The sequence below is a fragment of the Streptacidiphilus sp. MAP5-3 genome (assembly GCF_041262505.1).
Lineage (GTDB): Bacteria > Actinomycetota > Actinomycetes > Streptomycetales > Streptomycetaceae > Streptacidiphilus.
Map to the genome: position 1 here is coordinate 78,946 of NZ_JBGCCL010000007.1, position 12,772 is coordinate 91,717.

At 72.4% G+C, this 12,772-nt stretch carries 15 protein-coding genes and 1 pseudogene; 4 read left to right on the plus strand and 12 right to left on the minus strand.

The features are described 5' to 3' along the window. Position 1 precedes the first annotated feature (1 nt). On the plus strand, positions 2-394 hold the full coding sequence (locus tag ABH928_RS13410; protein ID WP_370065697.1) for a hypothetical protein: 393 nt from the start codon (positions 2-4) through the stop codon (positions 392-394). Positions 395-411: 17 nt separating this feature from the next. Here ABH928_RS13410 and ABH928_RS13415 read toward each other — a convergent pair whose 3' ends face one another. From ABH928_RS13415 to ABH928_RS13455, 9 genes are all read right to left on the minus strand, one after another. Further along, positions 412-846, minus strand: coding sequence for an SRPBCC family protein (locus ABH928_RS13415; protein ID WP_370065699.1), 435 nt, complete (start codon positions 844-846; stop codon positions 412-414). 96 nt (positions 847-942) lie between these two features. Continuing rightward, the gene (locus tag ABH928_RS13420; RefSeq protein WP_370065701.1) at positions 943-1,737 is read right to left on the minus strand and encodes a DNA-formamidopyrimidine glycosylase family protein; all 795 of its coding nucleotides are present in this window, start codon (positions 1,735-1,737) and stop codon (positions 943-945) included. Positions 1,738-1,766: 29 nt separating this feature from the next. Continuing rightward, complete coding sequence (locus ABH928_RS13425; RefSeq protein ID WP_370065703.1) at positions 1,767-2,210, minus strand: hypothetical protein; 444 nt, start codon at positions 2,208-2,210, stop codon at positions 1,767-1,769. Between the two features lie 103 nt (positions 2,211-2,313). Then, entirely contained in the window at positions 2,314-2,712 is a 399-nt protein-coding gene (locus tag ABH928_RS13430; RefSeq protein WP_370065705.1) for a lipopolysaccharide assembly LapA domain-containing protein, read from the minus strand. A 105-nt stretch (positions 2,713-2,817) separates the two neighbouring features. Beyond that, positions 2,818-3,225 carry a hypothetical protein gene (locus tag ABH928_RS13435; protein WP_370065707.1) on the minus strand — a complete coding sequence of 136 codons (408 nt, stop codon included), beginning with the start codon at positions 3,223-3,225 and terminating at the stop codon, positions 2,818-2,820. A gap of 90 nt (positions 3,226-3,315) precedes the next feature. Continuing rightward, positions 3,316-5,124, minus strand: a complete 1,809-nt coding sequence (locus ABH928_RS13440) for an MFS transporter (protein WP_370066086.1) — start codon at positions 5,122-5,124, stop codon at positions 3,316-3,318. After that, positions 5,124-5,594 (minus strand): MarR family winged helix-turn-helix transcriptional regulator, encoded by a 471-nt coding sequence (locus ABH928_RS13445; protein ID WP_370065709.1) that lies wholly within the window; start codon positions 5,592-5,594, stop codon positions 5,124-5,126. The genes ABH928_RS13440 and ABH928_RS13445 overlap by 1 nt, the downstream gene beginning before the upstream one ends. Positions 5,595-5,698: 104 nt before the next feature. After that, positions 5,699-6,478, minus strand: a complete 780-nt coding sequence (locus ABH928_RS13450; RefSeq protein ID WP_370065711.1) for a ribonuclease BN — start codon at positions 6,476-6,478, stop codon at positions 5,699-5,701. Positions 6,479-6,641: 163 nt separating this feature from the next. Continuing rightward, positions 6,642-6,884 carry a chaplin gene (locus ABH928_RS13455; protein ID WP_370065713.1) on the minus strand — a complete coding sequence of 81 codons (243 nt, stop codon included), beginning with the start codon at positions 6,882-6,884 and terminating at the stop codon, positions 6,642-6,644. Between the two features lie 335 nt (positions 6,885-7,219). Here ABH928_RS13455 and ABH928_RS13460 point away from each other — a divergent pair, with 335 nt between their 5' ends. After that, on the plus strand, positions 7,220-7,996 hold the full coding sequence (locus ABH928_RS13460; protein WP_370065715.1) for a YoaK family protein: 777 nt from the start codon (positions 7,220-7,222) through the stop codon (positions 7,994-7,996). An 88-nt stretch (positions 7,997-8,084) separates the two neighbouring features. On the opposite strand, the pseudogene pknB reads toward ABH928_RS13460, so the two are convergent. Then, positions 8,085-9,155 (minus strand): annotated as a pseudogene (gene pknB, locus ABH928_RS13465) (Stk1 family PASTA domain-containing Ser/Thr kinase); the annotation flags it as partial. A 265-nt stretch (positions 9,156-9,420) separates the two neighbouring features. Then, positions 9,421-10,689: a PucR family transcriptional regulator gene (locus tag ABH928_RS13470; protein ID WP_370065717.1), complete on the minus strand. Its 1,269-nt coding sequence runs from the start codon at positions 10,687-10,689 to the stop codon at positions 9,421-9,423. Positions 10,690-10,830: 141 nt separating this feature from the next. Here ABH928_RS13470 and ABH928_RS13475 point away from each other — a divergent pair, with 141 nt between their 5' ends. Next, a complete protein-coding gene (locus ABH928_RS13475) occupies positions 10,831-11,232 on the plus strand; it encodes a VOC family protein (RefSeq protein WP_370065719.1) in 402 nt (133 codons plus the stop codon). Here the strand turns inward: ABH928_RS13475 and ABH928_RS13480 are convergent. Continuing rightward, positions 11,218-11,982, minus strand: a complete 765-nt coding sequence (locus ABH928_RS13480; protein ID WP_370066088.1) for a helix-turn-helix domain-containing protein — start codon at positions 11,980-11,982, stop codon at positions 11,218-11,220. The genes ABH928_RS13475 and ABH928_RS13480 overlap by 15 nt on opposite strands. Positions 11,983-12,077: 95 nt before the next feature. Between ABH928_RS13480 and ABH928_RS13485 the strand changes: the two genes are divergently transcribed. Next, positions 12,078-12,623 carry a hypothetical protein gene (locus ABH928_RS13485; protein ID WP_370065721.1) on the plus strand — a complete coding sequence of 182 codons (546 nt, stop codon included), beginning with the start codon at positions 12,078-12,080 and terminating at the stop codon, positions 12,621-12,623. Positions 12,624-12,772: the final 149 nt, after the last annotated feature.

A 12,772-nucleotide genomic window follows, 5' to 3' on the forward strand; every position in this document is an offset into this window, starting at 1 on the left:
CATGAAGCTCCACGCAGTCGCCGCGGTCGCCGCCGGAGTCCTCATGCTGGCGGGCACCGCCCTCACCCGCACGGCGGACTACCAGACGATCAACCTGAACGCCTACAGCGGCGACTCCGCCGTCGGCGGCCACGCCCGACTGCTCGTCACCAGGGACCACGGCGCGTTCCACGTGCGCGGCGAGGTCACCAGCGACCACGGCTGCGTCGTGCTCAAGGCGGTCCAGATGCACCTCGGGCTCTACTTCGGCAGCGACACGGTCACGCGCGTCTGCGGCGACGACCACCACATCGCCGTCGACTCCCACACCCACCACTCCGACGTGGTCCTCACCGCCGAGGTCGGCCCGGGCTTCGACAGCCGTATCGTCGGCCTGACGGGGACGGGCGGCTGATCCGAGCGCTCCAGCGCTCAGCGCGGCACCCCGCGCAACAGGTGCTCCAACGCGCGCCCGAACACGACCCGTCCCACGGCGCCGACCAGCGGATCGGCGAACCGGGGCACCCCGACCACCCGGATCTCCTCCTCCCAGCGCACCTCCGTCAGCGACGCGCCGCGCACCGGCACGACGCTCAGCTCCGCCCAACCACGCACCACCCGCCCGCGCTTGACCAGTCGGCAGAACCCGGACTCGTCGTCCCCGGCCACTTGCTCCGGTGCGCGCAGCTCCGCGATCTCCATCGCGTCGTCGAACCCCAGCGCCCCGATCCCGGTCCGGGCCACGATGACGTCACCGCACTCCCGCCCGGACCCCTCCGCGACGAACACCCGGGTGAACGGCACCCGGTCACCATGACGGTCCCAGTCCGTGACACGCCGCCAGCAGACGTCAGCAGGAAGGTCCACGGTCCGGGACAGGCTGATTCTGGCCACACCTGAGGCTAATGCTCCGTAGCCCTGTCCCCCGGAAGAGTCAGGGACCGCAATGAGAGTGGCGCACTGTCACGCCTGCGGGCGGGGCTGGCAGCGGGGGCACCATAAGGCGGTGCGGTCCTTGGGTGGGGTGCCGATGCGGCCGGTGCGGATGGGGCGGCCGCAGCGGCGGCAGGGTTTGTGGGTGCGGCCGTAGACCCAGTTCTGGCGGTCGGGGCGGGGGTCACCCGTCGTCACATGGCCGTGCTGGAGCCGGTTGACCGTCAGCAGGTGGTGGGCGAGGCGGACGACGCGGTCGAGTTCGGCGACGTCCGCGACCGGGGTCCACGGGGAGACGCCCGCAATGAAGCACAGCTCGTTGGCGTAGACGTTGCCGATCCCGGCCAGGTTGCGCTGGTCGAGCAGGGCCTCGGCGAAGCCGCGTCGTGGGTCGGCGGTCAGTCGGCGGACGGCCTCGGCGGGGTCCCAGTCGGGGCCGAGCAGGTCGGGGCCCAGGTGACCGACGATGCGCGGTTCGGCGGCGGTCGGCAGGAGTTCGACGACGCCGAGGCGGTAGCCGACGGCCGTGTTCGTCGCGTTGCCCAGCACCGCGCGGATCTGCGACGCCGGACCGCCATGCCAGGGCGCGCCGGTCGGGAAGACGCGCCAGCGGCCCTCCATCCGCAGATGCGTGTGGAGGGTGAGGCCGCCTTCGATCCGGGTCAGCAGGTGTTTGCCGCGCGGGGTCACGTCCAGCACCTGACGACCGGTCAGGTCAGCGGTGGCGTGGGCCGGGACGCGCAGGTCGGAGACGGTCAACGACTGCCCGGCCAGTGCGTCGTGCAGCTGCTTGGCCGCCAGGAACACCGAATCGCCCTCGGGCACCCCGCGCTCCTCCCCTCCTGCGTCCCGTCTCACACCATGCTGGCGCGGCCATCCTCGCACGGGGCGCCGACGCCGCCGCTGCCACGAGCGACCTTGACGGCTTCCATGACCAGCGGCAGCTGGAGCGGCAGTCGGGCCCAGGCGCCGACACGGAGCGGCAGCGGCTTCTGCCGCCAGTCGACGGCCATCTGTACGTTGGCGGGCAGCACGGCGACGAAGAGCCCGGCCGCGAGCTGACCACCCAGCCGACGGTGGCGGGGGGACGCGAGTGCTGCCGCGACCGCGAGTTCGGCAACCCCGCTCGCATAGGTCCACGCGCGGGCGCGTCCGGGCAGGGCGCGCGGGACGATCGCGTCGAAGGACTTGGGCGCGAGGAAGTGCAGCGCCCCGGCGGTGGCCAGCAGTCCGGCGAGCCGTCGGGCCGAGCGGTCGGATGCGGCGGATCGGTCGGATGCGGTCGTGGTCGCGTGCACGGATGCCTCGCAGCGGTCGAAGGGCCCTGGTTACCGGTCGGTAGCAGAGCTTAGCCGTTGGCGAAGCGACGTCACCGGAGTTCCGGACAGCGACGATGACGACTCAACTGGTGCCCGTGCCCATGCTGGTGCCGGTTTCGGAGGCGTCGATGCGCGTCGACGGCGCCGGTGGGTTGGCGGCGAGCTTCTTGCCGGCGCGGCGGAGCTGCATGATGCGGGCGGTGCCCGGGACGGCGACCAGCAGGACGCCGCAGACCGCTGCCAGAAGCAGCGCCACGCCCAGGGGCAGGTGGCCGTGGGCACCGAGGAAGGAGACGTCGACCTGGTCGCTGTTCTCGAGGATGAAGATCAGGAGCAGCACCAGCACCACGGACGCGACGATCGTGGCCACCCAGGCCGAGCTCAGCCGGGTGCGGCGCAGGTGCGGGTGGGGTCCCTGGCTCTGCCGCGCGCCCGACGGTGCGGTGTCGGGCGAGGACGCGGGGCTGTCTTTCCTGGCCATGTCGCTCCTCCGCCCGGTCATGTTCTCCGTGTCGGAGTCATACCCGGGATCGAGCGGTTGACCGTTCGGCCAGGCCCGTTCCTCCGGTCAGCTCAACCAGCCGGCTCAGCGCGGACGCCCGACCCGGAGGCCCTCCGGCTCGGCGCCCGGGTGGGCGAGGACGGTGACGCGGTCCGCGTCCGCACGCCCGAGCGCGACCCAGAAGACGTCCGCGACGACGCGGACCTCCGCCGCGGCCGACTCCCGGCCGAAGCGGACCTCCGGCAGGCCCTCCTCGGCCGCGAGCAGGCCCCAGGCCAGCACCGGCTCGTCCGGCTCGCCGCGCACGGCCCCGCGCAGCACCTCGGGCGCGAGTGCGCCCTCGACCATCACGTCGAGCAGCCTGTCGCCGTGGTAGATCTCCAGCGCCTGGCGTCCCCGCGAGGAGTGCGCGGGCCGGACCCACCAGGCGGCGTCGGGGACCAGCCGGTCCTCGACGGCGGTTCCGCCCGCGAACATGTGCAGTTCTGCCATGGGTCGTGCTCCGATCACTCGCGGGTAGGTCTGGACCCTACGGGGGCACTTTGTGGAAACCCTGTGGTGCCCCTGCCTGATTCCAGGGAGTCAGGAGCGGGACGTGGCCGCGTCGTCCTGCCCGGCGGCAGCGGGGGAGCCGCCGGACGCGTCCGCGCTCGCGTCCGACCCCGAGCCCGGACCGCCCGGACGCCCCGGCGCCGCCTGGTGCTTGCCGCGCAGCATCGACGCACCCGCCGCGACCAGGGCCATCGCCGCAGCCGCGCCGAAGACGGTGATCAGCCCGTGGTGGAATGGGTCGGAGACCAGCTCGGGGAAGAACCTGTTGCCGGTCAGCGTCTGGACGGCGTGCGCGGGCAGCGTGTTCAGCACGCCGCTCGGGCCGAGCAGGTGGCCGATCGGGTTGTTGCCGAGGAACGTGGCGAAGAGCGTCGCCACCGGCGGTAGCGAGGCGACCTGGTTCGCGGTCGCCACCGGGACGCCCTGGGCGTGCAGGCCGCTGCTCAGCGTGTGCGGCAGGGTGCCGGACAGGCCGACGACCATCAGCGAGAAGAACAGGCCGATGGAGAGTGCGGTCCCGGAGTTCTGGAAGGTGGACCGCATGCCCGACGCCACGCCGCGCTGGCCCGGCGGGACGCTGCCCATGATCGACGACGTGTTGGGCGCAGAGAACATCCCCTGACCCAGCCCGCTGACGAAGAGCAGCCCGGCGAACGTGGGGTAGGAGAAGTCGACCGGCAGCAGCACCAGGCCGATGAACGACCCGGCGACCAGCAGCAGACCTGTGGTCGCGAAGAGCCGCGCGCCGTAGCGGTCGGAGAGGTACCCGGACGCCGGGCCGCCGATCAGGAAGCCGACGGTCAGCGGGAGCATGAAGATGCCGGCCCACAGCGGTGTCCGCTCGAAGCTGTAGCCGTGCAGCGGCAGCCAGATGCCCTGCAGCCAGACGATCAGCATGAACTGCATGCCGCCGCGCGCGATGGCGATCAGCAGCGCCGCGATGTTCCCGGCCGCGAAGGCACGGATCCGGAACAGGCTCAGCTGGAACATCGGGTCGGCGACCTTGGTCTCGGCAAGGCAGAACGCCGCCAGCAGCAGCACACCGCCCACCAGCCCGGCGATCACCCACGGGTTGGTCCAGCCGGTGGAGTGGCCCCCGTAGGGCTGGATCCCGTAGGTGACCCCGGCCAGCAGCACGGCGGCACCGGCGGTGAAGGTGATGTTGCCGATCCAGTCGATCCGTCCCGGCTTGCGGGTGCCGACCTCGCGCAGGCTCCGGTACGACCAGAAGGTGCCGACCACGCCGATCGGGACGCTGACCCAGAACACCGCGCGCCAGTCGATCGCCGCGAGCACGCCGCCCGCCAGCAGGCCGAGGAACATGCCCGCCAGGGCGGTGATCTGGTTGATGCCCAGCGCCATGCCGCGCTGCCGGGCCGGGAACGCGTCGGTGAGGATCGCCGCGGAGTTGGCCGTCAGCATCGAGCCGCCGACGGCCTGGACGATGCGGAAGCCGATCAGCCAGAGCGCGCCTGCGCCGCCGTGCATCGGGTCCAGCGAGAGCGCGAGCGAGGCCAGGGAGAAGACGACGAAGCCGATGTTGTACATCCGGACCCGGCCGAACATGTCGCCGAGCCGTCCCAGCGCCACCACCAGCACGGCGGAGACCAGGGTGTAGCCGAGGATCATCCAGAGCAGGTAGCCGATGTTGCCAGGCGAGAGCGGGTCCAGGCCGATGCCGCGGAAGATCGCGGGCAGCGAGATGATCACGATGGAGCTGTCCACCGTCGCGATCAGCACGCCGAGCGTGGTGTTGGACAGGGCGACCCACTTGTAGCGGTCGCTCCGCACCACGGTCGCGCCCGAGGGCGACTGGCCGGACGGGGCCTTGTCGGATATCACAACTGCTCCGCGAGTCGTTCCAGCAGGGGGATGGCGGCGAGCAGTTGCTCCTGCTCGGCCGGTGTCAGTGCGGTGTGGACCGCCTCGGTGAGCCGCTGGAGCGACGCCGAGCGGCGATCCGAGAGGATCCGCAGGCCGTCCGGGGTGACGGAGATCAGCATCCGCCGGCCGTCGCTGGCGTCCTGCGTCCGGGCGACCAGCCCGCGGTCCACCAGACCGGCCAGCGTGGTGGCCATCGCCTGCGGCCGGACCCGCTCGCACGCGGCCAGCGTGCTCGGCGACATCGGCCCGTCCCGGTCCAGCCGGGCGAGCACGGACACCTCGGACATCGTCTGGTCGCCGACGGCGTGCGCCTGTCGCAGCGACCTGGCGATCCGGCCAACGGCCAGCCGCAGTTCGGCGGCCAGTTCGGACGCGTGTTCGCGCGCGCGTTCGGCAGTGCGTTCGGGGGATTCCTTGGGTTCCACGAATACTTACACTAGCTTAATCAATCAGTTGTAACTACCCCCTGGCGGGGCGGCGCACGTCAGGCGGCCGAACCGATCGGTGGCCAGCGGTCAGCGGTCGTTGCTCAGTGGTCGGTGTGCGTGGGGTGCGCCTCGGCCAGGATGCGTCCCGCGAGGGCGCCGCCGTAGATCGTGTAGCCGACCCCGATCAGCCAGGACTGGAAGATCAGCACCGTGCCGACCGTCCCGTACGAGACGGCGTTCGAGACCAGCAGCGGGGCGAAGACGAAGCGCGAGAAGAGCCGGAGTCCGGCCAGCGCGACCATGGTCGCCACCGCGCCCGGCAGCAGGCGGCCCCAGCTCACCCGGGAGCCGAGCAACAGCCACTGCAGCCACCAGAAGAGGGCCACGCCGCCGAAGATCGTCGCCACCACGTGCAGCGTCGGCTGCAGCACGGTCTGCTGCCACGGCACGCCGCTCCAGGCGGCGATCAGGATGTAGCCGATCAGCCCGGCCAGCCCCACGGCCTGTCGCCAGGTGGTGTGCCAGGGGCCGCGCGGCAGCTTCCAGATCCGCTCCAAGGCCGTCTGCACGGAGGCCAACAGCGAAAGGCCGAACACCGCGAGCGCGGCGAGGCCGAAGGCGGTGGTGGTGCTGAGTACCTGCTTGCGCGAGGCGAAGAGCATCTTCACGGCGTGCGCTCCCGAGCCGGAGAGGCCGAGACCGTCGGTGATCCACTGGGTGATGCCGTTGCCGCGCGACGCGGACGCGGCGGAGATGACCACCAGCAGGGGCACCAGCGTGACGAAGAAGAGCGCGGCGAAGGCCATGGAGCGGTTCAGGATCTCCGCTTCCCGGCCCTCCTCCCAGAGCCGGTGCAGGAAGTGCGCAGCCGTGTGCCTCACGATCACAGGATCGCTCCAGGCCCGGCGCTCCGCCAGAACGCGGCATGTTCCGGTGTGGCGTCCGCAGACGCCGGTGCCCCCGGCCCGGCCGCGAAAGCGGTCGGACCGGGGGCACCGGAGCCAGGTCCGGACCCAGGCCCGGGCTCTGGGGTGCTGAGGTGACTCAGCCGGCGTTGGCGCAGCCGTTGCCGAACGCCGGGTTCAGGGCGCCGATCACGTTGACGGTGTTGCCGCACGCGTTGACCGGGATGTGGACCGGAACCTGGACCAGGTTGCCGGAGAGGAAGCCGGGGGAGTTGGAGGCGTCGCCGTTGGCGGTGCTGCTGGCGGCGGCCACGCCCGCGCCGGCGGCCAGGATGCCGGCGGCGGCGACGGTGACGAGGAGGCCGCGCTTGGTGCTACGCATGAAATCCGTCCCTTCCAGGAACTGTCGGTGGATCAGAAGATCCGTGGATCACGTCTGTTGTCGGCCCGACCAGCGAGTCGACGTACACCGCGACCAACGCCGACGGGGGCTCTGGGGGAGCGCCCGAGCGGGACGTTTCACCCTCTCGGCTGAACGGCGTCACCGTGCTGACCGCTGCCGACGGCTGAGCGGACCAGTCCCGCCGCCGTCAGCAGCCGGACCCGCGAAGCTCCCACGTCCTCCCACGCGGGGGGCTGTTGACCATGAGAAGCTCGCCTCTGGCCCTGCGCGAGAGGGGCGGGCCGTTCGCGTGAGGTGGATTCGGAGGCACCGTCATGGGCGAGTCGCAGCAGGCCAGTTCGGGCGCAGGCGCAGGCGCAGGCGCGGGCTCGGGCGCGGGTTCGGGCGGCGTGCGGGAGGCGCTGCGGCGTGCGGCGGACCGGCTCTTTCCGCCCGACGGCAACCGCTTCGGCGCGCTGCCGGTGCTGCTGGTCGTGCTGACCTTCGTCACGGGCGTGGTGGACGCGGTCAGTTACCTCGGGCTCGGCCGGGTCTTCGTCGCCAACATGACCGGCAACGTGGTCTTCCTCGGCTTCTCCCTGGCGGGTGCGCCGGGCCTGTCGGTCTGGGCCTCGCTGCTCGCCATCGGCGCCTTCGCGGCGGGCGCCTGGCTGGTCGGCCGCTTCTCCGGCCTGCGCGAGGCGCGCGCCGCGGGCTCCGGTGCGGCTCCGGTTCCGTTGTTCCGGACCGTCGTCGGCGTCCAGTCGCTGCTGGTGGCGGGGGCGGTCGTGGTCGCGGGCACGGCGGGACACACCTCGGTCGGCGCGAAGGTGGCGCTGATCGCGCTGCTCGGCTGGGGGATGGGCATGCAGAACGCGGTGGTCCGCAGGCTGGCCGTGCCGGACCTGACGACGACCGTGCTGACGCTCACCCTCACCGGCCTCGCCACCGACCCACCCGCGCGAGCGGCGCTGCGCAGGGTTCTGTCGGTCACGGCGATGCTGTGTGGCGCGCTGTGCGGGGCGGCGGTGTTCCTGCACGTCGGCGCGGCCTGGGCGTTGGCGATCGCGCTGGTGCTGCTCGTCGCCGTGACGGCGGTGGCCGAAGCCTGAAGTGCCTTCGGCCGGCGGTAGCCCCGTGGGGACTCACCACCCGCGCCCCTCAGCTCATCAGCGCCTGCGTGGCGAGGCACGAGACCAGCAGGACCACGCCGCCCAGGAGGGCGATCAGCGCGTACGCGCGGCGCTGGTCCTTGCCCGTGGTGGAGGACGCGCCACGCGAACGCGTGGCGTCCGGGCGGGACGTGCCGTACGTCGTGGCGGCGGGGGACGCGGGCGCGGCGGGCCGCGAGGCCGCCTGCGGGCCGCCGAAGTCCTGGCTGCGGGCGCCGGCCGCGACCGTGTTGACCATCGGGGCGGCGACGGTCAGCGGCTGGCCGCCCAGCACGCGCTCGATGTCGGCGCGCATCTCGTCGGCGGTCTGGTAGCGGGCCTCGCGGTCCTTGGTCAGCGCCTTGAGCACGATGGCGTCGATCTCCGGCCGGATCTGCGGGTCGAACGTCGACGGGGGCAGCGGCTGGTCCTGGACGTGCTGGTAGGCGACCGAGATCGGCGAGTCGCCGATGAACGGCGGGCGCAGTGCCAGCAGTTCGTAGAGCAGGCAGCCGGTGGAGTAGAGGTCGGTGCGGACGTCCACCTGCTCGCCGCGTGCCTGCTCGGGGGAGAGGTACTGGGCGGTGCCGATGACGGCGGAGGTCGCCGTCATGGTCATCCCGGCGTCGCCCATGGCGCGGGCGATGCCGAAGTCCATCACCTTGACCTGGCCGGTACGGGTGAGCATGACGTTGGCCGGCTTCATGTCGCGGTGGATGATGCCGTTGCGGTGCGAGTAGGCCAGCGCCTGGAGGATGCCGACGGTCATCTCCAACGTACGCTCGGGCAGCAGACGGCGACCGCTCTGGGCCAGCTTGAGCAGGGTGGAGCCCTCGACGTACTCCATCACGATGAACGGGATCGACGCCCCGTTGAACTGGTCCTCGTCGGTGTCGTAGACGGCGACGATGGCCGGGTGGTTGAGGCTCGCGGTGGACTGCGCCTCGCGACGGAACCGGGCCAGGCCGGTCTCGTCGTGGGCCATGTCCGCACGCAGGGTCTTGACGGCGACGGTCCGGTCCAGCCGGACGTCGTGGGCGATGTACACCTCGGCCATGCCACCCCGTCCGAGGAGGCCGCCCAGCTCGTACCGTCCGCCCAGACGACGCCGTTCTTCCATGCTTCAGCCCTCTCCAACCGCTGCCGACCCGGACGTCGCGTCAGCGTGCGTCGACCGTGCGGCGATCACGCTACAGGGTGAATGCCGTGGTAACGGAACCGTGACCGGCAGGACCGACGCGATCCGGCCTGCTGTGACGGTGATCACGCTCAAATGGGGCCGAAGCTGTGAAAAGCCTCTGCGTCGATCGCCCCCGGATCGTCCTCTGATGGCCCCGCGATCGACCCCCGATCGCCCCCGGTCGATCCGTCGGCCCGTCAGTTCGTCAGCCTGCAGCGCTCGGACGTGGTGGTCGGAGCGTCAGCAGGCCGAGCTGGCAGTGGAGGAGGAACCGGGGGTCCTCCAAACTGCCGCCGCTGAGGTGCTCGACGCGGTGCAGGCGGTGCACCACCGTGTTGCGGTGGCAGTAGAGGCCGGGGGCGGCGCGCGCCGACGAGCGGCCGTGGGCGAACCACTCGGCCAGGGTGGAGAGCAGCAGGTCCCGCTCCTCCGGGGGCAGGTCGAGTACACCGCCGAAAGTGTCCTGGGCGAGGCGTTCCGCAAGTGCCGGGCTGGCCACCAGCAGTGCCTCGGGCAGCCGTTCCGCGATCCAGGCGACCTCGGCCTCGCCCGGCGGGATGGTCCGGGCCGCCAGATCGGCCCAGCGGTGCGCGTCCGGCAGGTCCCTGACTCGGTCGAACGCGTCCGACACCCCGACCCGGCCGAGCGGCGCGCGACGCAGCGTCGTCAGCAGACGCGCCAGCGACGCGTCGGCGGCGGGCGACCTGTCCGCCGGCGACCTGTCCCTCGCTGACCTGTCCGTCGGCGACCCGTCGGCCAGCGACACGAGGCCGATCTCCCGGTCGCTGCGGCTGCGCCAGGCGGCGGAGAATCCGTAGGCGGCCAGCGCGTCGCGCGCGGCGCTGAAGGTGTGCTGCGCCGCCACGTCGAACGCGGCCACGATGACGGCGTAACGGCCGGTCGTCGGGAGGTCGAGGGCGTCCAGCGCTTCCGCGGCGGTCCGCGGGTCGCTGCCGCGGCCCTCCAGCAGTGCGTCGAACATGGCCTGTCGGCGCTGGGTGTCGCGGTGGCGCAGCTCGGCCTCGGTGCGCCGGTAGCCGTCGACGACGGCCTGGGAGTGGCGGTCCACCATGTCGGTGACCGCCGTGGTGACGTCGAGGAAGGCCTCGAGCTCGTCGTAGGGCCGTCCCCGCACCTCGGCCATCATGGCGTGCAGGATGACCCGGGTGGCCAGCCGGTACGCGCGCAGCACGCACTCCAGCGGCACGCCCTGCTGGGCGCGGTGGCGGCCGGTGGTGCGGGCGGGGGCGAGCTCGTCCGCCTCCGGCCGCGCCGCGCCGGCCAGTGCCTCCAGGATCGAGCGCATGTTGGCGTCGACGGACTCGGTGAGCATGCTGAGCGGGACCCGCCCACCGCTCTGGTAGGCCCGCTCGTGGGACACGATCAACTCGATGGTCCGGGCGCTGAGCTCCGGCATCCGGTCGATCACCCGGGCGGCGACCGTCCTGAGCACCACGCGTGAATCGGCTGACATGCGCTCCGAGCGTACCCAAGCCCGCCGGGCCGGCGGCGGGCGGGTGGGCAGCGGGACGTGGCTGGGACGTGCCTGCGACGTCGCTGCGGTGTGGCCGTTTCGTTCAAGACCGCGACGTGTTGCGCTGGCTAGCGTGAAGCCATGACTTCACAGCCCTTCCTTGGAATGATCGGCCTGACCGTCGGGGACATGGCCGCGGCGCTCGCCTTCTACCGCCGCCTCGGGATCGACATCCCCGCCGACGCGGACTCGCAGCCGCATGTCGACGTGGTGCTCCCGAGCGGTCTGCGGCTGGCCTGGGACACCGTCGAGACGATCCGGAGCTTCGACCCGGAGTGGCAGCCGCCGACCGGTGGCGCACGGGTGGCCCTGGCGTTCGACTGCGGCGATCCGGCCGGGGTGGACAAGGTGTACGCGGATCTGGTCGCCGCGGGCCATCACGGCCACAAGGCCCCGTGGGACGCCTTCTGGGGACAGCGCTACGCGATCGTCCACGACCCGGACGGCAACGGCGTCGACCTCTTCGCCTCACTGCCCGCCTGAGGTTCCCGCCTGAGTGGTCCCCGGCGCGGACTGCTCGGACCCGTTCGCACCAGCCTCGTCGGCCAGCAGTCGTCCCAGCGGCACGCCGGCGAGCGCCCGCACCTCGCGGGCCAGGTGCGCCTGGTCGGCGTAGCCCGCGACGGCGGCGACCTGCGCGAAGGGCAGCCCGCCGCGCGCCGGTCCGAGTGCCCGGCCCAGCCGTAGCACCCGGTCGAGCGTCTTCGGCCCGTAGCCGAAGGCGTCCAGGCAGCGCCGCCGCAACTGCCGCTCGCTGAGCGCGAGGCCGCGGGCCAGAGCGGGCACGGCCAGTCCGCGGCGCAGGCCCCCGAGGACGCCGGGCGGAACCGGGTCGGCGAGGTCACGAGTCTCGGCGAGCTGCGCGGCCAGCGTCTCCAGCGCCACGCCCCGGTCGGCGGCGTCGCCGACGCGCTCGCTCCACTCGCGGACCAGGCGGTCCGACCGCAGCGCCGCCAGCGGCACCCGCTGGTCCCGCAGCTCCCACGCGGCGACCCCGAGCACGGCGGCGGCCCGGCCGGGCGCGAACCGCAGCCCGGTGTAGTGCTGTCCGGCCGCCCCGGACACCACCTGCGCGGCCGTGTCGGGCCCGGCGACCAGCAGCTCGCCGTCCATCCAGATCAGGTCCATGCACCCGTCGGGCAGCACCCGCACCGGCGTCGGCGCGGCCGCCTCCCGCACCCGGCTCCACACCACCGCCCCGGCGAACCGCTCGGCCGGACGCTCCTCGTACACGGTGTACACAGCTCAAGTATCCGCGTGGGGAGGGGTGACGACCAATGTCAGAGGTGGAGTTGAACGTGTTCAAAAACAGGTCCATGATGGCGGCCATGACCGAGGGGGAGCGCCTGAGGCGCGCACGCGTGTGGATCGTGGTGTTCATGGCGGGCCTGGTGCTCGCCGGGCTGACGGCCTTTCCGCTGGTGACCGAGAGCCGGTGGCTGCTGTGGTGGGCCACGGACCGGAGTTCGCCGCTCGCCGGGGTGGCGGCCCGTCTTCCGGCTCAGGTCGCCTGGATTCGGCACGCGCACGACGGGTTGGTCGCGACGGGGAAGGCCTATCCGTTCCTCGCCTACGGGACCGACTGGCTCGCCTTCGCGCACCTGACGATCGCCGTCGCGTTCGTCGGGCCGCTGCGGGATCCCGTCCGGAACGTGTGGGTACTGGAGTTCGGGCTGATCGCCTGCGCCGGGATCGTCCCGCTGGCGCTGATCTGCGGCCCGCTGCGTGGGTTGCCGTTGTGGTGGCTGCCGATCGACATGTCCTTCGGTGTCATCGGCGCGATCCCGCTGTGGCTGGCGCGACGTCAGATCAAGGCGGTGGAGCGGGCGCAGGCCGGGCTTGAGGGTTCGCTGGTCACCGCAGCCGCTGGGTGAGGCCGTGCCACGTCAAGCGGCACCTCGCACCAGACCGCGCCGACGTCGGTCGCGCCCGCGGGGCGCAGCCCGGCCCGGGCGAACGGCCGCAGGTGGGCCGACCACGCGGTCTCCAGCACGGCCCCGCCCCGCGCGTCCGCCACGCGGAG

Bases quoted from the DNA above. Each gene is read 5' to 3' on its own strand.
- ABH928_RS13430 (WP_370065705.1), bottom strand. From the start codon at position 2,712: ATGGCCAGGAAAGACAGCCCCGCGTCCTCGCCCGACACCGCACCGTCG.
- ABH928_RS13410 (WP_370065697.1), top strand. From the start codon at position 2: ATGAAGCTCCACGCAGTCGCCGCGGTCGCCGCCGGAGTCCTCATGCTG.
- ABH928_RS13470 (WP_370065717.1), bottom strand. From the start codon at position 10,689: ATGTCAGCCGATTCACGCGTGGTGCTCAGGACGGTCGCCGCCCGGGTG.
- ABH928_RS13460 (WP_370065715.1), top strand. From the start codon at position 7,220: ATGGGCGAGTCGCAGCAGGCCAGTTCGGGCGCAGGCGCAGGCGCAGGC.
- ABH928_RS13475 (WP_370065719.1), top strand. From the start codon at position 10,831: ATGACTTCACAGCCCTTCCTTGGAATGATCGGCCTGACCGTCGGGGAC.
- ABH928_RS13455 (WP_370065713.1), bottom strand. From the start codon at position 6,884: ATGCGTAGCACCAAGCGCGGCCTCCTCGTCACCGTCGCCGCCGCCGGC.
- ABH928_RS13485 (WP_370065721.1), top strand. From the start codon at position 12,078: ATGACCGAGGGGGAGCGCCTGAGGCGCGCACGCGTGTGGATCGTGGTG.
- ABH928_RS13435 (WP_370065707.1), bottom strand. From the start codon at position 3,225: ATGGCAGAACTGCACATGTTCGCGGGCGGAACCGCCGTCGAGGACCGG.